This is a genomic window from Chryseobacterium sp. KMC2 (assembly GCF_016756935.1).
Classification (GTDB): Bacteria; Bacteroidota; Bacteroidia; order Flavobacteriales; family Weeksellaceae; genus Chryseobacterium; species Chryseobacterium rhizosphaerae.
The window spans coordinates 293656-318250 of the sequence record NZ_JAESIT010000002.1 but is presented as its reverse complement, the minus strand read 5'-3'; the positions used below and the strand labels follow the sequence as shown (position 1 = coordinate 318250).

Here is a 24595-nt window from a genome sequence, read left to right as displayed (position 1 = left end):
TGATATGCATATTAACTTAGATGGCAGGCATTTCCTGGTGACCGGTGGTGGACGGGGAATTGGAAAAGCTATTGTTCGGCAATTACTTTTTTCAGGAGCATCCGTTTCATTTACCTATAACCAAGGCCGGGAAACTGCAGAAAAATACTTACAGGAACTTTCTGTTGAATATCCCGATAAAATAGCATTATACCATGCTGATATCCAAGATGAGGAACAGTCAAAATCATTAATAGAAACTATAGAAAAATCCTCATTAGGACCTCTATATGGGCTCATCAATAATGCAGGAATTACTGCAGATGCCCCATTTTTCAGTATGACTCATGCTATGTGGAGAGACGTGATCAATACCAACTTAAATGGAACTTATTTTCTTTCCAAAGCGGTTATAAAATCATTTATCCGAAAGAAAAATTCAAAAATAATCAATATTTCATCTGTTTCCGGTGTGCGTGGTGCTGTAGGACAGGCCAATTATGGAGCATCCAAAGCAGCCATTATCTCACTCACCAAAACACTCGCCTTAGAATTTGCCAAGTTTAATATGCAGGTGAATGCAGTGGCTCCCGGATTTATAGATACTGAAATGGTTGCCCAAATGAATGAACAGGATAAGAAAAAAATAGACCAGATGATCCCCATGAAAAGAATGGGAATTCCTCAGGAAGTTGCCGACATGGTCACCTTTCTCTGTTCTGAAAAAAGCAATTATGTGACCGGTCAGACATTCGTCATTGATGGTGGATTAACCTTATAAATAAACACAAAACCAATATGAAAAGAGTTGTGATTACAGGAATGGGAGTCGTAAGCCCGCTAGCTTGTGAGAAAGATGATTTCTGGAAAAAAATACTCAATGGAGATACCGGAGTCAGTGATCTTACCAAACTGGATTCCTCAAATTATAAAGGGATAACAAGAGCTGCAGAAGTGCATCTTGAAAAAGAATATCAAAATATAAACGTCATTGAGCATTTCCGCCCATATGGAAAAGCTGTTACTTATGCTGCCGCTGCTGTAGATATGGGATTAAAAGATGCAGGGCTGGAACATCAGTTTACTCAAAAAAACAACTATGGAATTATCCTGGGAACAACGAATGGTAATCAGGATATTGTAGAACGTATCGTAGATGAATGGAATCTTGGTATGGAGCATGAAGAGCTCAATCCTGAGGCCAACGAAACCCTGAATAGATTCAGACCTGTAGAATTAAGTGCTGGTATTGCAAAATATTATCATCTGGGAGGTCCCAATATGGTTATCCCTACCGCCTGTGCAGCCGGGAATTACGCTATAGGAACAGCCTATTCTATGATTCAGGAAGGTAGATCTCCCCTTATTATTGCAGGAGGTGCAGATCCTTTTACAAGGTCATGTTATACTGTATTTTACCGGCTAGGTGCAATGTCAAAAAATGATTGCAAACCTTTCGATCAGGATAGGACAGGAATGATTGTAGGAGAAGGCGCGGCTGTTTTAATTCTTGAAGAACTGGAGCATGCGTTGGCCAGAGGAGCAAGGATCTATGGAGAAATAAAGGGATATGGACTGGCTTGTGATGCATATGATCCCACAGCCCCGGATCCGGAAGGTTCAGGAGCTACATTATCCATGTCTAATGCTCTTGTTTCAGGTAATATTGACAGAAAAAACATCACCTATGTAAGTGCTCACGGAACCGGAACAAAAGCAAATGATGCTCATGAGATAAAAGCAATGAGTAATGTCTTTGGAGAAGGAATAAACACTTTATATGTGAATGGAATAAAATCAATGCTGGGACATTGTATGGGGGCAGCAAGTGCTCTTGAGGCTGTAAGCTCAGTTTTATCATTATATCATCAGCAAATTCCGAAAAACAGAAACACAGAAAGAATTGACGAATCTTTTAATATCAACTTCCAGATACAGCCATCCAAGGAAATAGAACATCATGTAGAACACGTTCTAAGTAATTCTTTTGCCTTTGGCGGTAACATCTGTAGTGTAATATTCAGCAAATATGATACAAATTAATTCAAAAACCGATATTGTAATTTCTGCTATTGGCTTTAACAGTCCGTATGGAACAGAAATAGATGAATACCTGAACAATTGGGGAAATCTGCCCCTACCTTCTTCTATCATTGAAGATCATGATCCTCAGAAATTTTTAAAACCCAAAGGGCAGCGTTTTCTGAATAAAGCCACATTAATTTACTGTAATGCCGCATTCCAGTCTATTCATAACCGGGATTTAGGTAAGTATATACAAAACAATCCGGAGAGGATTGGGCTCTATGATGGAACGGAACTATCTAACCTTGAGGACTGTTTTATTTTCGATTTAACAGCTAAAAATCAGGGACCGGACAGAGTAAGCCCTATGAAAGCACCCAGCACAATCGCTAATGCAGCAGCCAGCCAGATGGCTATACAAACTGGAATAAAAGGACCTAACTTCAGTGTATGCGCAGGAATGGCGGGAAGTCTCCAGGCATTGGATATTGCTTATCTTCATTTGAAACAGGGAATGATAGATTACGGAGTAACGGCTTCTACGGAGGTACGGAATTCCTATCAGAAAGCAATACAAAAAAACCAGAGAAATAAATCTCCGGAACTGGGAATCTCCATGATTCTGGAACGTCAGGAATCTTTAGAAAAGGACAACAGGAAGCCTTTAGCCCGAATTACAATGCTGCATTCTGAAACCTATACCCATGATGCAATTCCTTTTGAAACCTATTTGTATGAAATGTTATTCCCGGTTATAAGACTGTACAATACAGATACGATCATTGTCTCCGGCGGAACTTCCACAATACATACCAATATATTCGAAAACTTATTTAAAGAAAAGAATTTTCCTGTGACAGTATTGTATCCTGAAGATAAATTCGGTGATCTGGATAATGCCGGAGGAATGCTAGGTATTGCTTATGCCATATCAGTATTTAACGGACAAAACTCTCACAGAACAGACAAAAAAAACATCCTTGTCCTGTCAGCAGATCCGTCCGGAACAGTAATCTACACCATTATAGAAAAAAACAGTATATAGTATGAAAGCCATTTTAGAATCCTATCAAATCTCCCAAATAGTAAAATACCGATACCCTTTTTTACTCATAGATAAAGTCACCGAATATGTAAAAGGGGAAAGACTAAAAGCCGTCAAAGCTGTATCTATGGGAGAGCCTTATTTTTCAGGACATTTTCCTGATTTTCCCATCATGCCCGGCGTCCTCATTACCGAAGCTCTTGCTCAGACCTCTTCATTAATGACGGTCCTGGATAGTCTGGATTGGCAAGCTGGCAGTGAAATTCCAACTTCAGAAGCAACTTCAATGGGAGTATTGGGAAGCGTTCAAATCAGCTTTTTACAATCTGTACTTCCAGGAAACTTACTGGAACTGGAGGTCAGCATAGATTGGAAAAAGGGATCCGCCAGCTCTGTGAATGTCAAAGCATCAGTAGAAGGCTCTGTCTGTGCAAAAGGCAAAATCACAGTGATGTCTGTTGATAAAAGTAAAATCTCTTCTTAAGCATGAATACGCCTATTTTATTCTGTATTCCTTATGCAGGTGGATCATCAATGTCATTTTCAAATATAACAAGCCTGATCAGCATGGAGGGGTTGGAGATTAAATGCCTGGAACTTCCGGGAAGAGGTCTTAGACACAAAGAACCACTCCTCTCCTCTCTGGATGAGGCAGTGGAGGACCTTTATGCACATATAAAAGACAGTCTGGTATTTCCGCAAAGACCTATTTTAATCTGGGGGCACAGTATGGGTGCTATTTTAGCCCTATTGGTTTCTTCCAAATTAAATAAATATCAGTTCAATACGGTTGGATTATTGGTTTCAGGAATGAAAGCGCCTACTCACCAGTCATCACCTCATACCCTGTCCGAAAAGGCTAAAAACAAATTATTATCTGATCTTTTACCTATCAAGTATGAGCAGAACAAAGAGGCTCCTCTTTTTCAAAAAATTTATAAGAAAAGAATGGAGATTATGGAAAAAGATGTAGAAATATTGGAAAAATATCAGACTGATAATTGGTCAAAAATATCTGTATCCAATACTATAGCTGTTATCATGGGCGAAAGTGATGAACTATACCCTACCTTATCCTATTATGAAAACTGGAAACTTCATACTTCAGGTAATACAGAATGGTTTCCGATAAAGGGCAATCATTTTTTCCCGATGCAGCATCCGGAAGAGACCGCCAGATTACTTACTCAAATACTAACACAAATATTGAATTAAAACAATCCATTAACTTAAAAAACAAAAAATGAAAGTGAAAAAATTATTATTTCTACCGGCAATTGCCTTGCTGAGTCTAATGTATGCATGTTCCAATGATAGTATGACACTGGAACCTATTGCTGAACCCAATGCTCAAATATCAGCTTTATCCATGTCCAGAAATGTCTCATCGCTATCTGCTTATTTTGGTGATAATATAGATTTCAACAATTTACCCAATTATGCCAACCAAAATATTCCCATGTATATATTCAGGAACAACATTCCGTTCATTAATCGTATCACCAATGAAGGAGCTACATTAGGAAGGGTTTTATTTTATGATAAGAAGCTCTCCAGCAACAATACCGTATCATGTTCCAGCTGCCATAAACAGGAATTGGCATTTGGAGATAATAATGTTGCCAGTCAGGGGGTAAATGGAACAACGGGCAGACATTCTATGAGGCTGATCAATGTGAGATTTGCAGAAGAAGCCAGATTGTTCTGGGATAAACGGGCAGCCTCCCTGGATACCCAGACAACCATTCCGATAAAAGACCATGTAGAAATGGGCTATAGTGGTAAGAACGGAGCCCCATCATTTGATAATCTTATTACAAAACTTCAGGGCCTGGAGTATTATAAAGACCTTTTCACAAGAGCCTATGGCAGCCCGGAGATTACCGAAGAAAAAATGCAGAAAGCATTAGCCCAATTTGTCAGCAGTATCATCTCTTTTGACTCAAAGTATGACGAAGGAAGAACTATGAGTGGATCTGATTTTCTTGATTTCCCTAACTTTACCGCCGAAGAAAACCTTGGAAAAAAACTATTCCTGGAATTTCCTGTTGCCGTACGGGGAACCCGTGCAGGAGGAGGTTTCGGCTGTGCAAGCTGCCACCTGGCTTCGGAATTTGGGATGAGTGCCCTGAGTGGTAATAATGGCGTAATTGATAAAATAGGGAGTACTGACATAGATCTTACTGTGACCAATTCTCCTTCAATGCGGGATCTGGTTAATTCCAATGGGCAACCTCATGCTCCTATGATGCATTCTGCTGTGTTTTCTACGTTAGAGCAGGTAATAGATCACTATAACAATATTCCACAAGATCCCAGAAACAACAAACTGGACAATAACCTCCGCTTAAGAGGCTTAAATGCTACACCGGAGGAAAAAAAGGCGGTTATTGCCTTTATGAAAACTCTTACCGGAAAAAATGTTTATAAGGATAAAAAATGGTCAAACCCATTTATTAATTAATAGAATTTGATATAAAAGCCGGCTTTTGCCGGCTTTTTTTAAACATCTCCGGAATCTTATAATTTCGTTCTTCCAGATAATGCAAATCGTATTGTTTGGTTTCTGAATCTCTATTATATCCGTAAATACAATGAGTATGCTAGTGATAGCCTGTTAAAGCCCAAATTTAGAAAACAGTCCCGGTTTTTTCCATGACGCTCTGTATTCATCAGCAATAGAATCATAGTCTGGAAAAGAACACACATGATCCAATATCGCGTGTGCTTCCTTAAGATTACCGGACTTGTACAGAACAGCTGCCTTTGCCAGCTCTACCCCTTCCATTAATTTGTCATATCCCCATTCTTCATTATTATAGATCGTAAAAAACCTTTCAGCAAGTGATAAAGTCTGATCTTTATGATTCAGTTTACTATAAATTCTGACTCCATAACTGAGCCAAAGTACATAATCTTGAGTGTCCATGATTTCCGCATTGAAAGCATCATGATTACCAAATGCGGACGCAGCTTCCGGGTATGCTCCATGAAAATAATTGCTCTTTACCATCATATAAATTGTTTTCGCCCTGTCGAAACTGTCCAGCATAAAGTCTTTTTTGCTTTCCAGATACTTATGAGCTGTGATGGCTACTTTTCTGTAATCTTCGCATTCATTATAGAGCTGCATCAGAATATATTGTGGATGAGGTTCCCGGGGAAAACGTTCGGCAACTTTTTCATAATAAGATTGTCGGGTTATATGATCTTCGTTATCCAGACGCTGATCCACTATTTCCTCCAAAATATTCTTACCTGCTTCCAGATCCCTGTAATCATAATCACTGATCTCCGGATGTTCCATACTGTGCTGATAGTAGTAAGTAAGGGTTTCTTCAGCATTCCTGTAAACATTATCACATCCCAGCAGGCAATGAACCTCAATCTGGCGTGCTTTATAGTATAAATTTTTATAAAAATAACGATCGTCCTCTTCATCATAGAGACTGAAATACCTGTTCAGCGCTGCCTCAGCCTCTTCATCGTCTTCACCCTCTAATAATGCATCCAGCAGTACAAAATGAAGTTCCCTGAACTCGGAATATGTAAGCCCTTCAGAGGCTTTCGCGGCAGAAGTATAATGATCTCCCTGCAAAGAATATTTAATGGCTAAATTATTACAGCACATCGCTCTGGTATGCAGGTCACTGTAATAATCGCTATCAAACTGATCCTGTTTATAGTATCTTCGGAATGCTTTGTAAGCCTGCTCATATACCATTCGGCTTACTTCAGTCCACGGTAACGCATCATTTTCATCTTGTATATTTTCTATAAACTCATTCAGATAAACCCCTTCATTATAGATTTCTCCGGGCAAATCCGAAAATACAGGAATTTCAGCCGGTATCACTTTATAAAGGTGATATTCTGATTCTGTTTTCCGTCTCCATGCCGTTGCGTTTGATGATAAGGCTACGGCTTTTTGTAGCAGGGGAATTGCCTCAGCGTAACTTTTTTCTTCATAGAGATAAGTCCCTGCAAAGTAGTAACCTGAAAAAAGTTCCGGATGTATAGTAATCACTTCAAGAGCATGCTCATGATAAAAGTGTTCAGAAATGTTCAGCAGGTCAGCATAATTTCTTTCAATGATCAGCTGATAGTAGAAAACATCAGGATGATAGTATCCGTTTTGAATCAATTCTGCAAAACGCTGATGCCACTCTACCAGCTTTTCCTGTATATACAAAGCACTGTTAGTCCCCTTGATGGCTTTCAGCATCATCTTCACTGAAAGATCCGGAGCGTTATTTTCATAGGCAATATCTGCAAGGTTGATAAAATCATTGTCATCTCTGCTTACAAACGTAGATTGTCCCTCTTCAATAAGAGTTATTAATTTTTCTCCGGGGATCATTTTTTCGCGGTCCAGCAGATACACTTTTTTGATCCAGAACAAGGAGGTATTTTTATCCCTCAGCTCCCGGTTGTCTGCAAATGCCCTTTGAAAATAATATATTCCGCCTTCAAGGCTGTTCAAAAGGGCCTCATTTTCGCCCAGAGATTCATATATTTTTACCAAAAAATCATAGCCATAGGTTTCGTATTCAATATGATCCAGTAAACGTTCTGCATATGTTATAAATTCTACCCTGTTTTCTTCTGTGATATGTTTTTTCATCCTGCCTATCTGCATCAATGTATATTCGTTGCTTAAAGGATAGTCCAGGATATTATAAAGGGCTTTAAGGTTGTTCGGATTTAGTTTTAAAATTCTGCGCAGATACGGAATTACTTTGTCACAGATAGCATTGTAGACTTCTTCATGTCCTTCATCATACACCCTGTCATGATGTGCCACTGCCATTAAAAATAAAACGTCTTCATGGTCAGGATGGGATAATAAGTAGTTTTCACCCTGTGCAATACACTGTTCCAGTTCTCCACGATAAAACAGCTGTTCAAAATTGTTGTACATTATTAATATTTTGTTCTAAAATTCTATTGTTTTTTCCTGTCAGCTTTAGAAGCCTAAGGATTTTTTGATGTGGTATGCAAAATATAAAAAACAAAATTAAAAACAGAGGAAAATACCCATAAAATCAGGAATAATATGATATTAAACTTATAGACCTTTACGCGTAAAAACTCAATATGTCTGATACAGAAAAGTTTATCATCATGAGCCAGAATAGTAAATTATTATACAAAAAATTAAAATCTTATTAAATCAGAAAAATTACTGCATAAAATTGCCCTAATTCTTTAATTTTCAAATTTAAAGCCTTAATTTTGAAGCGAAATTCAGAAAATTCAGATTCTTCAACAACTATGTACATGAAAAAAATGATGATCGGGCTTTGTTCAGCCCTATCGGTTATTGTTTTGGGACAAAAAAAGCCCTCAAAAGTAAGTAATCTTACCGCTTACAGTTATCAGACATTCAATTGTGACAACAAAGGATATTTTGATGCTGCCAAATATGAAAAAGAAGAAATAGACGGCGTTAATAAACTGCTATATAAATTCAATGGGGTTCATTTTGATACGAATCCTATTTTTAAGCTTTCCAGCCTTGAAGAGGTTCGCAAAAATAAAGAGGCTCACTTAGAAAACCTCGAAAAACAATATCAGGAAAAAAAAGAAGAACTTTATAGTCTTAAAGTGATCGATTTGCCGGTTTGGAAAAACCTGTATGAGAATGCTATTCAGACTTTTGAAAATGAGTATGAATTAAACAAGGAAGAGATTATGGCTTTTTCTGATCCTTCGACCCTCAAAAACAGTAAATTTTATAATACTTGCAAAGAGCCTATAGATGCTATATCTTCTCCGGATCGGGAAAAAATGTTTGAGGCCTGGAAAAACTTTACGGAACTAAAAAGCAAAAACAATGCAGACCCTAAAGGCGTAATGGCCAGATTTGATCTAAAAATGAATGATCCTCAAAAAGAAGATTACGCCTTGATTGATCTGATCGGCCTTAGTTTTCACAACTGTGCCAACAGCAGCTTCAGACAAAAGCGTGAAGATGAAGGGACCGTTTACAAAGATTTTGATAAGATTTTCATGAAGCTGAAAAAAAACTGTGAAGAATTGTAAGATCTGTTTTTATTGAAAAATTGAAGAATTTAAAAATATCATGCAGCACCTGATTGGGTGCTGTTTTTTTGTTTAGGAACGATGTAGATATTGTCATAGCATTTCCACTCTTCTCCAATCCGCAGAATATTGAGGTTGGAAATCAGGTCTTTAAACTTCTGATTATTTTATCTCTACTTAGTTCTATCTTTTTGTATCTTCAATTCTTAATTAAAAAAACATAAAAATGAAAAACAAACAAAAAGCAATCGAACTCCTAAATGGTATTGAAACACGGGTACCTCTTGATCATATCAATGAAGAGAAGTACATACAACACAATCTGAATATTGGCGAAGGACATGCAGGCTTAGAAGCCCTGTTTTCACAGCTTCCAAAAGGCTCTACCAAGGTAAATATCATAAGGGCTTTTGAGGATGGTGACTATGCCTTCTGTCATGTAGATTACAACTTTTTCGGCCCCAAAATAGGATTTGATATTTTCCGTTTCGAAGAAGGAAAAGCAGTGGAACATTGGGATAACCTTCAGGAAACATCCGGCCCAAATCCAAGTGGTCATACCATGACAGACGGTACAACAACGATTACAGACTCAGACAAAACGGAGGCTAACAAAGTATTGGCACGAAGCTTTGTAGAGGATATTCTGGTCAACGGAAAAATGGACAAGTTAACCCATTATATTGATGGTGAAAACTATACCCAACACAACCCACAAATAGGTGATGGTCTGTCTGGCCTGGGGAAAGCTTTGGAATATATGGCTTCTCAGGGTATTACGATGCAATATGACACCATCCATTTAGTATTGGGAGAAGGTAATTTTGTGCTCACTGCAAGCGAAGGCAAATTTGGCGGAAAACATACCTCTTTTTATGATTTGTTCCGCATTGAAAACGGAAAAATTGTCGAACACTGGGATACCATAGAAGAAATTCCGGCAAAGGAAAACTGGAAAAATAACAATGGGAAATTTTAACTGAAAAACTTTTACAGTCAGGCTCCTCATAAGTTTAAACAAATTTAATATTTATAAAAATCAAAAAGCGTATCAAAAAAATGATACGCTTTTTGGGTTAATTAAAGGTTGTTATTTTTAGTCTACGTGTTTCGGAGTAAATCCGTCTTCACTTAGTTCTTTATGTACATAGTCAGCTTTCATTTCAGCTTCGTAGTCTACTTTTTCATGTTTACCCATTCTTCTTAGAATTGAATCAAATAATGAATAAACTACCGGCACAATGATCAGCGTCAGGAATAGAGATGATGTCAAACCACCAATAATAACCCATGCCAATCCGTTGTTCATTTCCGCTCCTGCTCCTTTTGCAATCGCAATCGGGATCATACCGAAAATCATCGCAATTGTTGTCATCAGGATCGGACGAAGACGTGCGTGGTTCGCCTGAATCAAAGCATCATGAGTACTGGCTCCTGCTTCTTTTCTCATATTCGCAAAGTCGACAATCATAATCGCATTCTTCGCTACCAAACCAATCAACATGATCATCCCCAGCATCGTAAAGATGTTTAATGAATTTGCGGTGATAGCAAGGATAACCATTACCCCGATCAATGCCAGAGGAATAGAGAATAATACTACAAACGGATATACGAATGAATCATACAATGAAACCATTACCAGGTAAACCAATACGATAGCGGCCATCAATGCAATTCCTAAGGTACCGAAACCTTCGGTCTGGTTTTCCATATCACCACTCCAGATGTAGCTTACTCCCGCCGGTTTTGTTTTTTCGTTATCCATAAACTGAGCAGCCCATTCGTTGGCAACGTCTCCTACAGGACGACCTACCACTTTAGATTTTACCTTTACAGAAGGTGCTTTATCTCTACGTTCCAATAAACTCGGTCCTGAACCCATTTTCACTTCTGCAAACTGACTTAGTCTGATCTGCTCACCCTGAGGATTTGTAAACATCAGGTTTCTTACATCATCAATAGATTGTCTGTTGGCATCACCAAAACGGATATTGATGTCATATTCATATTCTCCGGCTCTGAATTTTCCGTCTGTATTTCCACTGAATGCAGTCTGCATCGTTTGTCCTACACTGGAAAGGTTTAAGCCTAAAGATGCCATTTTATCTCTGTCGATATTCACCTGAACTTCCGGATTTCCAGAGTCAGTCGATAATTCTGCATCTACGGAACCAGGAACTTTTTTAAGCAACTCTAGAATTCTGTTAGCTTCTTTATTGGCTGTTTCGTTATCCTGAGCCGTTACCACCATTTCAATCGGTGCATTATCTGCTCCCATTAATCCGATTGGTGCCGTTTTAAATTCAACTCCTGTGAATTTTTCTTCCAATGCTCTCTTGATTCTTGCAGATTTTATATCTGTGCTTTCATTACGCTCAGATTTATCTACCAGAATCACCTGGATCTCTGACTGATATAAAGTAGCCTGCGCACCACCAAATCCTGATGACTGCTGACCAACTGTGGTGATCATGTCTACAACATCTTTATCATTTCTAAGATATCTTTCAACCTCCAATGTCAGCTGATTGGTTTTTTCTACAGAAGCATCTTTAGGTAATTCCATCTGAACAAGGAACTGTCCTCTGTCCATTTTAGGGAAGAATTCACCACCGATAAATCCGAAAGCTACCAGCATGAATGAAGAAATCAGGATAATGAAGGTTACGACTACTGTCATAATTCTTCTTAATGTTGTTTTTAAAGCCCACTCCAGAATTCCTGTGATCCAGTGAGTGAATTTTTCCAATTGCTTTTCAAACCAAAGGATAAATTTCTCAAAAGGATTTTTACCTGTCAAATGTACCAGTTTACCATATCTTGAAGATAACCAAGGAATGATGGTAAATGAAGCTAATAAGGAGAATAATGTCGCAATAACCACCGTGACGCAGAACTGCGCCAGGATATCAGATACCAATCCTGAACTCATCGCGATCGGTAAGAATACCACCACGATTACCAGGGTAATAGCTGTTACGGTAAATCCAATCTCCGAAGCTCCGTCATAGGCTGCACGAATTCTGCTTTTCCCCATCTCCATGTGACGGTAAACGTTCTCCAAAACTACAATGGCATCATCCACAAGGATACCAACAACCAGTGAAAGTCCTAATAAACTCATCAGGTTTAAGGTATAGCCCATCAGATACATCCCAATTACTGTTGCAATCAATGACATCGGAATAGAAACCATTACGATAAATGCATTTCTGATGTTATGAAGGAACAATAACATTACTACTGCTACCAGGATAATCGCTAAGAATAAATCGAAAATTACATGGTCCGCAGCTTCAAGTGTAAAGTCTGTTGTATCATCTACAATGTTTATTTTAATTGCCTGAGTTTTATAATTCTTCTGAACATCAGCAATTGTTTTCTTCACTAATTCTGAAACTGAAACCGCATTGGCATCAGATTGCTTTTTAACCTGAAGTAAAATCGTAGAATTCTGATTGTATCTTGCAACTTTCTCCACATCTTTCTGTGTATCGAAAACTGTTGCAATATCAGATAAACGAACCTGAGCTCCATTTTTATTGGAAACGACAAGGTTATTCATCTCATCTACACTTTTATATTTTCCGGAAAGTCTGATCGTAGATCTTGAAGTTCTCGTCTTCAAAGCTCCCGTCGGGAAATCCAGGTTTGAGGAAAGAATCGCCTGCTGTACGTCTGCGATGGCAATCCCATATCCCTGCATTTTCTTTTCATCTAAGTTTACCTGAATCTCTCTTTCCTGCCCTCCTACAAGGTCAACCTGAGCCACACCGTTTACACGGGAGAAAATAGGTTCTATTTTTTTATCTAAAAGGTCATAAAGATCTTTATTATTCAGTTTATCACTGGAAATACTCAATGTCATGATCGGGAGATCATCCAATGAGAATTTCTGCAAAGAAGGTGGATCTGCATCGTCCGGAAGATCTGCTAAAATAGCATTAACCTTTCTCTGTGCATCATTCAAAGCATAGTTTACATCGGCACCGGTATTCAGCTGAACCATAATAACCGATAAACTTTCATAAGATGAAGATTCTACTTTTTTTACGTTTTCCAGGGAACCCACGGCATCTTCAATTTTCCGGGTTACCGAAGTTTCCACCTCAGCAGGCGAAGCTCCGGGATATACCGTAGAAATGGTTACCATATTGGTTTCAAACTTTGGAATCAACTCGTACCCCATCATGGAGTAACTTAATAAACCACCCAACGTAAGTATCGTAAACAATACGATAACAAGGGATGGCCTTTTAATGGATATTTCTGCTAACTTCATCTTGTGTTACTTTACGATATTGATTTTCGCACCATTATCAAGGTTGATCTGTCCACTGGTAACTACCTGTTCACCACCGTTCAGTCCGCTTAAGATCTGAACTTTATCACCGTACACTTTTCCTGTTTGTACTTTGATCAGTTTAGCAATACCATTGTTTACGATAAATAATTGCCCTGAACTTACTCCGTTTACGAAAGCTTCTGCAGGAACGGTAAGCATATTCTGAGTTTCAGCACCGTGATTGGTTTTAAATAAAGCGGTTGCATACATCCCGGCTTTTAAGTTTCCTCTGTTCTGAACTTCAATTTCAACAGGGAAATTTAAAGATGCATCACTTTTAGGAGCAATGAAGGTAATTCTACCGCTGAAAGAATCTTCAGGTAAAACATTAACATTAATGGGAACTTCCTGTCCCAGTGCAATTCTTCCTACCTGGCTTTCATCTACCAATACAGAAAGTTTAAGACTGTTGATATTAACGATTTCAAACATAGAAGTCCCTACAGAAACCACTGTTCCAGGCTCAACCATCTTTTTATTGATCGTTCCGCTGATTCCTGCACGAATGCTGGTATCATTTACTCTTACTCCCTGAGCTTTAACGGCAGCCTGCATGTTTTTCAGCTGTAGTCTTGAGTTATCCAGCTGCTGTTTTGTAACACCACCGGTTTTATATGCGTTTTCGTAACGTTGGTTGTCAATAATTGCATTTTGCAAATTATTCTGCGCTTGTGTTACATCAACTTCAATGGCATCTCTTTTAATAGTTGCCAACGTCTGACCTGCAGAAACTCTGGAACCTTCCTTTACCAAAACACTAACGATACGCCCTGCAATTTCTGAAGACTGATTCATTTCCTGTTTAGGAATAAATGTTCCGTTGGCTGAGTAATCGGTATTGATATTTTCTCTAGAAACCGTTACAACATTCACGTTGATCTTATCAACCTGCTTAGCAACTTCTTTAACCTCTTTTGTCTGTTTCTCTTTGTTACCTGCAATCTTATAGGCTGCCAAACCTACAAGTACAGCTGCTACGATGATATATATTAAAGTTTTTTTCATTTTAGTTATGGGTTTTGTAGTGTGTTTAATTCTCCTTTAGCTTTAATTAATTTGATCTCAGCTTGCTTATAGTCTAATAATGCGTTTGAATAATTCTGTTTTGCCTGAGTCAAAGCATTCTCAGAATCTAAAACTTCTGTAAGTGTTGCCAAACCATTCTGATAATTAGACTGAGTATTTTTCTGTACTCTTTCCGCAAGGCCTACATTGTCTTTCATACTTTGGATATTAATGATAGAGTTTTCCATATTGGAAATCGCATTTTTATAATCCAAGTTCAAAGTCAACTGGGTGTTTTGAATATCCAAATCCAAATCCTGAATATCAATTTCAGCTTGCTGAATCTTAGCTTTTGTAGACCCTCCTGTAAAGATCGGAACATTAATATTTAGCCCTATTGCTGAATAATCACTCCAAAGTACCCCATTACTCAAACCATTGGTAAGAGGAAATTTCTTTCCTGTTGCCGCCCATGCATAATTGGCCTGCAGGCTTACAGTAGGATAAAGATAGGCTTCCGTTGCTTTTTTGTTGAACACAAGAAGCTCCCTGTTTTTATTCTTCACTTGCATCTCCAAGCGGTTATTCAGATCCACGTTGCTGATGATTAGCTCAGGTTTCGGTTCAATAGTCTTTTCTTCAAGCTCTATACTGGAATCAATGGGAACTCCCATGTAAAACTTCAGAGCATTTTTTGAAAGCTCAACTGAATTGATCAGTTGCTGTCTGTTTGATCCAATATTAGTCAGCTGTACGTTTGTACGATCTAAATCAATGGCTTTTGCCAATCCGTTATCAACTAGACTCTTGATAACATTTCTTGTTTTTTCTGTATTGGTGTAGCTTACCTCCACAGTCTTAAGGTTTTCTTCCTGTACAAACACCTGATAATAAGCAGTGGCTACATTTTCAATAATCTGTTCATTGGTCAACTGAGCATTCAGGATATAAAACTCTCTTGTTGATTTTGCAGCCTTAAGGCCAGTAAAGACTCTCTGATCAAATATAGCCTGCTGAACATTTACCCCTGCATTGGTGCTCCAAGGCTGTCCCAACTGAGCGGTTATTCTTTGTCCACCAAATTCCAGTAATGACTGCTGAATAATTGGATTATAAGTTAAGCCTGCCGTACCGGTTACCTGAGGTAAAGCTCCTGCTCTGGCTTCATCTATTTTATATTCAGCTTTTTTGATCTGTAAGGCCGCTTTTTTGGCTTCTGCCTTATTTTGAAGAGCCTGCTTAATGGCTTCCTGTAAAGAAACCTGCTGTTGTGCAGACACCGATGAAAAGCCGAAAATCATAAATGCTGCAGCTATCCCAATTTTTAGCTTTTGCGCAGTTATACGTTTTCTTTTCATAATTTTATACTTCGTTTATTTTTTTATGTAGTTTAATGTTGTTATTTTATTTCTATATGACGAACGCCGTTCTGAAATACTTTAATTTTTAAATAACATATTGATAATAATCTCTTTCCGTTCTGAAATAATCTTATCATATTCATCATCACTAATCATCAGATTCTCCATAAACAGAGGTCTTATAGCACTTGGAAAAACCAATAACGAAACCATATTCAGAATAAACTGAACGGGTGACATTTTCTCAATATTTCCCAATTCCATTTCTTTTTCAATATCGCGGTACATCTGGTCCAGGATATCTTCTTCAATTTCTCTTTGATGACAGCTTCCCTTATTGATCTGTGAAACAATATAAGTTTCCAGATAAGGATACTGAAGGCTTGTAGCAAGGCTGCTTTCTATAAACTCACTCATTTTCTCCTTAAAAGGAAGATTTGAGGTCTGGATAATCTTAGATTTCTCCTGTTCCACTTTTTGTGCTTCATCGAAAATAATCTGAATCAGGTTATCTCTTGAGCGGAAATAGTAGTTTATCAGTGTTCTGTTCACTCCGGCTGCATCAGCAATTTCCTGCGTTGTAGCATCAAATTTTCCTTTCACAAAGAATAAATTCTTCGCCGTCTCCTTGATCAATTCCTGTGTTTGGTCTTTTTTTGCTTGATTTGACATTTTTGTTAAACAAATTTGTGCAAAATTAAACAAATTTTGTTTTTGACAAAATTGTTAAACAAAAATATTAAACAAAATTGTTATGATTTACATCATATTTTTCATATAATTCAACACCATGTGTTATTTAATATTTGATGAGAGGGGCATTTTTATATCTTTGCCGCAAAAAAAATTAATACCCTGATGCGAAAAATTTTATTGATGTTCATCGTTCTCCACTGTGTGCTTTATTATTCTCAAAACAAACCTAAGAACGATTACTATTTCTACGAAAATAAAGGACAAATTGTTGACCAAGAAGGAAAGGCAAATCCCAGCGTAAAGTACTTATATCATTCTTCCGGATTAAATGTACAGCTACGAACTAATGGCTTCTCATATGACATCTACGAAATAAAAAAGACATTGAATCTAAATTCCTCAAAATTTATTAAGAATGCGGTTTCTGATTCAAAGCCCTACTATGAAGATGAGTTTAATTATCAGCAGCTTTTCCATAGAATTGATATTCAGCTAATCAATTCCAATAAAAACACATCAGTTATAGCAGAAGGAAAATCTCAGGATTATGACAATTACTATAACCTTTCTGAAAAGCCTGAGGGGGTTACCAATATTCACCGTTATCAAAAACTTATATACAAAGAAATATATCCTCATATTGATCTGGTATTCTTCAAACCAAAGGATACCCTAAAACCTATTGAATATAATTTTATCATTAACCCAGGTGGAAAGATCTCGGATATTAAAATGAAAATTAATGGTGCCTCTGCATCCATCAAAGACAATAAACTTTTAATGAATGTCCGTTTTGGAGAGATTCATGAAAATATACCCAACAGCTGGATTGAAGGAGAAAACAGACAAAGTTTAAATGTTTATTTTAAAGATTTGGGCGATCAGATTTTTGGGTTTAGCTCTCCAATAGAAATTTCAAACAAAACAGTAATAATTGACCCTGTTCCCACAAGAGTTTGGGGAAGTTATGCAGGGGGCTATGGCGAAGAAGGAGGAAGGATTAAAACAGACATCGATAATAAAGGCTATCTTTTGGGAGGTACAACCAGCAATACCAATATGGCTACTTCAGGTGCATATCAGCAAAATATCAATGCTTACAGTGATGGTTTTTTAATGAAATTAACTAAAGACGGACAAAGGCTTTGGGGAACATATTATGGCTTTTCAGGAAATGATGCACTTATGGATGTAACTTTTGATGAAAATAATAATATTTATGCTGGAGGTTTTATAGAGCGCTTACAATCAAACAGGGACGTTGTTCTGGTAAAATTTGACACCAATGGTAATTTACTTTTCCAGAAAGATTTTATCGGAAGCCATTATGATAATATCGGCGGTGTCTCATATAACCAAAATCGCGTTTATATTGGAGGAGAAACTATGAGCGCAAATTTTCCGGTCCTTAATGCTACACAAAATAGTAAAGCAAGTCCTCCAGGGTATTTTGATGCTTTTTTAGCTTCGGTTGATTCTTCCACTGGGAACACAGAATTGTCAACTTTCTTTGGTGCTTCAGATCATTCAACATCTATTTTTAAAATATTTTCTTCTGTTGATGATTTAGAAGTCATAGGGGCTACCCAAGCTCAAAACATATTAATGATTAATCCATTTCAGTCTACAAATTCGGGAATAACTGATGGCTTATACTTAAAGTTTTCAAAAACAGGAAATCTATTAAGATCAAGCTATTACGGCCTTAGTGGACAAGATATTATACGTGAGGCAAGAATAATCAACAACACATTGATATTGGCTGGTGAATTTTTCGACAACAATATTCCGAGTAAAAACGCAGGAGTATGGAAAGTAAACTTAAATACCAATGCAATAGAGAAAACTTATTTCCCTTTTCACTATACTATGGGACTTTCAGCATATATTGACATTCTGGGAAATATTTTCTACAGTGGATTATCAGATGTAGGACAAACAGACATTGCTACACCAAATGCTTACATGACTTCAACCGGCCCTTATATTAAAACATTTATGATTAAGTATAATCCCAGTAATATAAAAGAATGGGGTACTTTTTATGGAGGGAATGGAGGAACACAATTAGGTGAAATCACAAAGGATAATGAAGGTTTCATTTATTTCACCGGTATGTCTAGCAACAATACAACAGGTATAGCAACACCAGGAACATTCCAACAACAGGGGTCACATCCTTCAAATGATATGTTTATTGCCAAGTTTCAGGACTGTACCTCAGCTGCAGTGATCACTTCCAATTCTCCGGTTTGTATTAATTCAACACTCCAACTGAATGCTACCGGAGGAACAACATACAGCTGGACAGGGCCCAATGGTTTTACTTCTTCTTTACAAAACCCAACCATCAACAATGCAACAGCAGCTAATTCCGGCACCTACATATGTCAGGTTTCCGGATCCGGAGGCTGTGACGGAAGTTTCTCCGTAAACGTTGTGGTAGGTGATCATGCCGCTCCGATTCCGAATGCTGTCAATCTAACAGATATTACAGGCGATTGCCATACAACGGTTACTAACTTTCCAACTGCTACGGATAACTGTGCAGGGGTAATTACTGCAACCACCACAGACCCTCTGTCATATTCAACTCCAGGGAACTATATCATTCATTGGACGTATAATGATGGAAACGGAAATACAGCCACTCAAAACCAAAATGTAACTATAACATCACCTGCCCTTCCCACTGCAGCAAACTTAATACAAACCTTCTGTGCCACAAACAATCCAAAAATTTCAGATATCCAGATCACAGGTCAGAATATAAAATGGTATGATGCTGCAGGAAATCTGTTAGCGGCTACAACGCCTCTTCTCAATGGCCAGACTTACCATGCTTCTCAAACTATCAACGGTTGTGAAAGCAATACAATTGCTGTTCAGGTGACAGTCAATACCACTCCTAAGCCGACAGCCAATATTGACCAGGATTTCTGTGCTTCCGCTAATCCCACGATAGCTAACCTTGCCGTAACCGGAACATCTCTGGTGTTTTACAATGCCTCAGGAACGGTATTACCCGCTACCACTCCTCTTGTACATGGACAAACCTATTATGTAACGCAGACATTAAACAGCTGTGAATCTGAAAAACTGGCTGTTTCTGTAACCCTTTCTATCAATAATATTCCAGCCAAAGATTATGCTCCGCTACTGTGTAATACGACAACCGGAAACACAATGACAATAGATCTACATTCTTTTGAAAGTAATATCATTACGAATCCGGGCTCTTATATATTTACTTATACAGATATGAGTGGAAATGTCATTACTAATCCTTCAGCTTATGTTGTAAACAATGGATCAACCTTAGTTCATGTAAAAGTTGCCACAACTGACGGATGCTTTACAATAGTCAGGCTGAATATTACGGTCAATCCAAAACCTTTCATCAACCTTCCTGATCAGTTGGATTTTTGTGAAGGAAAATCTGTGACTTTAGATGCAGGCCCCGGATTGCAGTATCTATGGAACACCGGTGCAACAACCCAGACCATTACCGTATCAACTCCGGGAACCTATTCTGTAAAAGTAACAAACAGTTTCGGCTGTGAAAATACAGATTCTATACAGATCAGCTATTCTGTATTAGCTCAGATTGTATCAGTAAACATTGTTAATAATACAGCAACAGTCATTCTTTCCCAAGCCGGAAATTATGAATACTCCTTAAACAATAGTACCTGGCGGGACTCCCATATTTTCACCAATTTAAATATCGGGGAATACACCGTCTATGTAAGAACAAAAGCAGGATGTATTATTGGCCAGAAAAACTTCTCTATATTCAACATTCCTAATGCCATCACTCCCAATGGTGACGGAACAAATGATACATGGAAAATAGCTGGATTAGAGAATTATCCGGGAACAGAAGTCAATTTATATGACAGAAAAGGATTGATGATCTTTAAGGAAACCATCAGTAAAAAACCTTTTCAATGGGATGGAAAATATAACTCCCAACCTATATCCACAGGAACCTACTGGTACACCATAAAAGTGTCTGATGGAAGAACCTACAGTGGATGGCTGCTGGTTAAAAACAGGGAATAACAAAAAAGAGCAGAAAATTCTGCTCTTTTATTTTTTATAGTAATTTGATCTTATCATCCAAGATATCAATAATCTTATCCTTATAAAGTCCTCCAATTGCTTTCTTAAAGTTCTTTTTACTCATCTGAAGCTCATCTTTGATCTCTTCAGGAGAAGACTTGTCTGAAACATGTAAAAGTCCGTAGTTCTCTTCCAATCTGTTCAGAATCTTTTGTTTGAATTCATCAACATTTTCAAAACCTTCGGGCTGCAGAGAAACATCAATTTTTCCATCTTCACGAATCGCTTTAATATAACCTGTTTCTTCAGACAAAGGATAGAGCTTTTTAAAAACATCAGAAACATAGATCAACCCGATATATTTTTTGTTGATCACCACATTCCAGCCAATCTCACTTTCATTCATCATAAGCAGGTCTACACTATCCCCTTTCTTGAATGGCAAATCCTGATACTGAGGGTTTCTCTTGAATTTTGTAGTTCCTGTAATCAAGTCCATATCTTCATCTACGTAGATATAAACCAGGTATCTTTTACCTTCTATAATTTTGGTTTTCTGCTGTTTGTAAGGAATAAACAAATCTTTGATGATTCCCCAGTCCATAAATGCTCCGCTAGGAAGACTCTGCACACAACTCATTACAGCAAACTCTCCCACTTCAGCCAATGGAATCTCAGTAGTTGCTTTCAATTTATCATCATCCTGATAAACAAAAACCTCTACCTCATCACCTATTTCTTTGTCTTCATTCGTGAAAATTTTTGGCAAAAAAGCCTTTTCACCGGATTCATCTGCTAAGATCCATCCTGAGTTATTTTTTTCTGAAATTTTTAAAGTTTGAGTTTTTCCGAGTTGCATTGATGATAAAATTAGCTGACAAAGGTACGGAAATTTGAAGATTTTACCCTACTTAATACTTTTAAGAATTATTTTATCTGTCAGACAGCTTTTAAAACCTGTACATTTGAATAAAAAATACCAGAAGACATGAAAAAGTATTTCGCTGTGGCATTTCTTATTTCGGTGATCACGATCAATGCTCAATTACTCGAAAAAACAGCTATTACGGTTGCCTATCGTTATACCGGAAGAAATGTTTTACAGACCGGCTTGGAATTCAGAATAGGTAATACTCATGGGAGATCTATTATTTTGGGCCCCTCCCTTCTGTATAGCCGTATCAATCATGCAGATAAATTTATTCCGGAAGCCCATATTTATCTTTCCGATCAGGGAAAATTATTCGGACTATCTTCTAACCCCTATTCCATAGAACCCAGAATCGGTATCACACTGTTCAATCTTATCTTTCTCAATACCGGATATGCATTTCCTATCCATAAAGAAAAATACTTTAAAGGGGTTACATTTGGGATACAGTTTAATATTGCGCCCAAACACACTCAATTTTATGACCCAATAAAAATAATGTAATCAAAAATAGGGTGAGGCTACACCCAGATACGTTTATTATTAAAATAGAAACTAGCATATTTCCGATTAAACAATCAACAATAAAAAGAGGTGAAAATCACCTCTTTTTTTACTGTTATAAATTCGTAACATACTCCATGAGTTCCCGTTTACTACTTTCAAAATCAAACGCATCGGATACCAGAAAGTATTTGTTTTTATCGGCACAATTCCGATACATAGATTTAGCCAAAGACAATTTATTTTTATCAAAACTGATCGACTTCACCAAATCTCTGATCTGTGCGGCAGTAAACATAGAATTACGCATTTGCTGATTAATCATAGCTATTTTACCATCATCAAATTTCTCATTTCTCTGCAACATTTCAAAAAACTGGCGGAAGGTTGTATTGTCCATTACATTACCAGCATTATTCCAGTTTCCGGATTGATTTCCGTAAGGATTATTCCAGACATCATTCCAGTCATTAAAACCGTATTGTCCCTGAACAGGATAAGAATCCAGCAGATATAACCCTTCATTGGTAAAGAAATCCAGTACCATTCTGCTGTTATTCCGAAGCATCAAAGTAGTTCTGTACATTAAAAATCCATTTTCATAGATTGCAATCGGTATTCTTCCGGACTGTAAGTCAAAAAATCTATATTTCCCAGAACCATTGGCCATCATTTGATCACCAATTTCAACAGTGAAAAACCCCTGCTCAGGAATGCGCAAAAAGACCTCTGCATATCCGTAATTTTTATTCCATTGATACCCTGGATTTTTTATCTTGTTGTTTTGATTGGCTGTATTGTGATCAAAGGTTTTATTTCCTCTGCTTAGGCTATTGGGAGACTGCATTTCCGTTGTTGAAGCTTCATTCTTTAACAACTCCCCCGCTTTCCCCGCTTCCTGTGCCCATACGCTTATACCAGCCAGAAGCATTAAACTTATAAAAATTTTCTTCATATTTTACTTTTCAAAATCAATCTCCATTTTTGTGCCAAAAAAAAGAGAAGCGCTGCTTCTCTTTTTTTTAAATATTTAAATGATTAAATTTTTAATCAAATATTACATATGAATTGATCTTTTCCCTGTAGCATCCAATGCTGCTTCTTTAATAGCTTCAGCATATGTTGGGTGAGCATGAGAACTTCTTGCAATATCTTCAGCACTTGCACGGAATTCCATAGCAATTACAGCTTCTGCAATAAGGTCAGCAGCTCTTGCTCCAATGATGTGCATTCCTAAAACCTCATCAGTTTTTTCGTCTGCAATAATCTTCACAAGACCATCAGTATCACCACTTGCACGGCTTCTTCCTAATGCTCTCATTGGGAAAGAACCTACTTTATAAGCTACTCCTTCTTCTTTCAATTGCTCCTCAGTTTTACCAACTCCGGCAACTTCCGGCCAAGTATATACCACACCAGGAATAAGATTATAGTTGATGTGAGGTTTTTGACCTGCTAATATCTCAGCAACAAGAACTCCTTCTTCTTCCGCTTTGTGAGCAAGCATTGCCCCTTTGATCACGTCACCGATTGCATAGATGTTGGCAACGTTTGTCTGTAAGTGATCGTTTGTTTTTACTCTTCCTCTTTCATCAAGTTCTACTCCTGCTTTTTCAAGACCAAGACCATCTGTATAAGGCTTTCTTCCTACAGAAACTAAACAGTAATCTCCTTCTACAACTACCTCTTCTCCTTTTTTATCTTTAGCTGTCACTTTTACAGTGTCTCCGTTTCTTTCAACTGCAGAAACTGCTGTAGAAAGCATAAACTTCATACCCTGTTTTTTAAGAACTTTCGTCAATTCTTTACTTAAAGCACCGTCCATTCCAGGGATAATTTTATCCATGAATTCAACAACCGTTACCTGAGCACCTAATCTTAAGTATACAGAACCTAATTCAAGACCAATAACGCCTCCTCCAATTACGACAAGGTGCTTTGGAATTTCTTTAAGGTTTAACGCTTCTGTAGAAGTAATCACTCTTTCTTTATCAAGAGAGATAAAAGGAAGTGAAGACGGCTTAGAACCCGTTGCAATAATTGTATATTTAGATTCTATCGTTTCAGAAGAACCATCATTTTTAGTTACTTTAATTTGAGTAGCAGATTCAAAACTTCCCAATCCTTCAAAAACAGTGATTTTGTTTTTGTCCATCAAAAAGTTGATCCCTTTAGTCGTTTGATCTACCACTTCATTTTTACGCTCAATGATTCTTGCAATATCTGCCTTCGGCTCATTGATGATAATTCCGTGGCTTGCAAAATTGTGTTTTGCATTTTCAAAATGTTCAGAGCTGTCAAGAAGTGCTTTTGACGGAATACATCCAACATTAAGACAAGTTCCGCCTAAAGTTGAATATTTTTCAATAATTGCTGTTTTGAAACCTAACTGTGCTGCACGGATCGCAGCTACATAACCTCCAGGACCAGAACCTATTACGGTAACATCGAATTGACTCATGTTATATTATGAATTTGTTTATTATTATCTATCTTAATTCTCACAAATTTACATATAAATTACTAAGCACCAAAGTGAGTTTTATCAATTTTAAAAATGATAATTATAGGCTTTAGTTTTATGAAAAGTG

The 24595-nt window shown here is 37.5% G+C and carries 18 protein-coding genes; 10 read left to right on the top strand and 8 right to left on the bottom strand.

Annotated elements, in window-relative coordinates; all coding sequences use genetic code 11:
- Window positions 1-4 precede the first annotated feature (4 nt).
- From fabG to JML65_RS03880, 6 genes are read left to right on the top strand one after another with little or no spacing between them, the layout of a single operon-like run.
- A complete protein-coding gene (gene fabG / locus JML65_RS03905; RefSeq protein ID WP_202269968.1) occupies window positions 5-760 on the top strand; it encodes a 3-oxoacyl-ACP reductase FabG in 756 nt (251 codons plus the stop codon).
- A 17-nt stretch (window positions 761-777) separates the two neighbouring features.
- Window positions 778-2022, top strand: coding sequence for a beta-ketoacyl-[acyl-carrier-protein] synthase family protein (locus JML65_RS03900; RefSeq protein ID WP_202269967.1), 1245 nt, complete (start codon window positions 778-780; stop codon window positions 2020-2022).
- Complete coding sequence (locus JML65_RS03895) at window positions 2009-3049, top strand: beta-ketoacyl synthase N-terminal-like domain-containing protein (protein ID WP_202269966.1); 1041 nt, start codon at window positions 2009-2011, stop codon at window positions 3047-3049. The genes JML65_RS03900 and JML65_RS03895 overlap by 14 nt, the downstream gene beginning before the upstream one ends.
- Before the next feature lies 1 nt (window position 3050).
- Window positions 3051-3533 (top strand): 3-hydroxyacyl-ACP dehydratase FabZ, encoded by a 483-nt coding sequence (gene fabZ, locus JML65_RS03890; RefSeq protein ID WP_202269965.1) that lies wholly within the window; start codon window positions 3051-3053, stop codon window positions 3531-3533.
- A gap of 2 nt (window positions 3534-3535) precedes the next feature.
- Window positions 3536-4264 (top strand): thioesterase II family protein, encoded by a 729-nt coding sequence (locus JML65_RS03885; protein ID WP_202269964.1) that lies wholly within the window; start codon window positions 3536-3538, stop codon window positions 4262-4264.
- 28 nt (window positions 4265-4292) lie between these two features.
- Window positions 4293-5513: a cytochrome-c peroxidase gene (locus JML65_RS03880; protein ID WP_115919865.1), complete on the top strand. Its 1221-nt coding sequence runs from the start codon at window positions 4293-4295 to the stop codon at window positions 5511-5513.
- Window positions 5514-5666: 153 nt separating this feature from the next.
- Here JML65_RS03880 and JML65_RS03875 read toward each other — a convergent pair whose 3' ends face one another.
- The gene (locus JML65_RS03875) at window positions 5667-7970 is read right to left on the bottom strand and encodes a hypothetical protein (RefSeq protein ID WP_202269963.1); all 2304 of its coding nucleotides are present in this window, start codon (window positions 7968-7970) and stop codon (window positions 5667-5669) included.
- A 359-nt stretch (window positions 7971-8329) separates the two neighbouring features.
- Between JML65_RS03875 and JML65_RS03870 the strand changes: the two genes are divergently transcribed.
- Complete coding sequence (locus JML65_RS03870) at window positions 8330-9094, top strand: hypothetical protein (protein WP_047491265.1); 765 nt, start codon at window positions 8330-8332, stop codon at window positions 9092-9094.
- A 226-nt stretch (window positions 9095-9320) separates the two neighbouring features.
- Window positions 9321-10073: a nuclear transport factor 2 family protein gene (locus JML65_RS03865; RefSeq protein ID WP_202269962.1), complete on the top strand. Its 753-nt coding sequence runs from the start codon at window positions 9321-9323 to the stop codon at window positions 10071-10073.
- A 117-nt stretch (window positions 10074-10190) separates the two neighbouring features.
- Here the strand turns inward: JML65_RS03865 and JML65_RS03860 are convergent, their stop codons facing one another.
- The 4 genes from JML65_RS03860 to JML65_RS03845 form a co-directional block, all read right to left on the bottom strand.
- Window positions 10191-13379: an efflux RND transporter permease subunit gene (locus tag JML65_RS03860; protein WP_047491127.1), complete on the bottom strand. Its 3189-nt coding sequence runs from the start codon at window positions 13377-13379 to the stop codon at window positions 10191-10193.
- Window positions 13380-13385: 6 nt separating this feature from the next.
- Window positions 13386-14447, bottom strand: a complete 1062-nt coding sequence (locus JML65_RS03855; protein ID WP_047491129.1) for an efflux RND transporter periplasmic adaptor subunit — start codon at window positions 14445-14447, stop codon at window positions 13386-13388.
- Between the two features lie 5 nt (window positions 14448-14452).
- Window positions 14453-15805, bottom strand: coding sequence for a TolC family protein (locus JML65_RS03850; protein ID WP_047491130.1), 1353 nt, complete (start codon window positions 15803-15805; stop codon window positions 14453-14455).
- Between the two features lie 81 nt (window positions 15806-15886).
- Window positions 15887-16480: a TetR/AcrR family transcriptional regulator gene (locus JML65_RS03845; protein WP_047491133.1), complete on the bottom strand. Its 594-nt coding sequence runs from the start codon at window positions 16478-16480 to the stop codon at window positions 15887-15889.
- Window positions 16481-16666: 186 nt separating this feature from the next.
- On the opposite strand from JML65_RS03845, the gene JML65_RS03840 reads away from it, so the two are divergent.
- On the top strand, window positions 16667-20569 hold the full coding sequence (locus tag JML65_RS03840) for a T9SS type B sorting domain-containing protein (RefSeq protein WP_202269961.1): 3903 nt from the start codon (window positions 16667-16669) through the stop codon (window positions 20567-20569).
- Between the two features lie 34 nt (window positions 20570-20603).
- Here the strand turns inward: JML65_RS03840 and JML65_RS03835 are convergent, their stop codons facing one another.
- Window positions 20604-21428, bottom strand: coding sequence for a S1 RNA-binding domain-containing protein (locus tag JML65_RS03835; protein WP_047491138.1), 825 nt, complete (start codon window positions 21426-21428; stop codon window positions 20604-20606).
- Between the two features lie 129 nt (window positions 21429-21557).
- On the opposite strand from JML65_RS03835, the gene JML65_RS03830 reads away from it, so the two are divergent.
- Complete coding sequence (locus tag JML65_RS03830) at window positions 21558-22004, top strand: hypothetical protein (protein WP_202269960.1); 447 nt, start codon at window positions 21558-21560, stop codon at window positions 22002-22004.
- Between the two features lie 115 nt (window positions 22005-22119).
- Here JML65_RS03830 and JML65_RS03825 read toward each other — a convergent pair whose 3' ends face one another.
- Window positions 22120-22959: a DUF4476 domain-containing protein gene (locus JML65_RS03825; protein ID WP_202269959.1), complete on the bottom strand. Its 840-nt coding sequence runs from the start codon at window positions 22957-22959 to the stop codon at window positions 22120-22122.
- Between the two features lie 102 nt (window positions 22960-23061).
- Window positions 23062-24465 carry a dihydrolipoyl dehydrogenase gene (gene lpdA, locus JML65_RS03820; RefSeq protein ID WP_202269958.1) on the bottom strand — a complete coding sequence of 468 codons (1404 nt, stop codon included), beginning with the start codon at window positions 24463-24465 and terminating at the stop codon, window positions 23062-23064.
- Window positions 24466-24595: the final 130 nt, after the last annotated feature.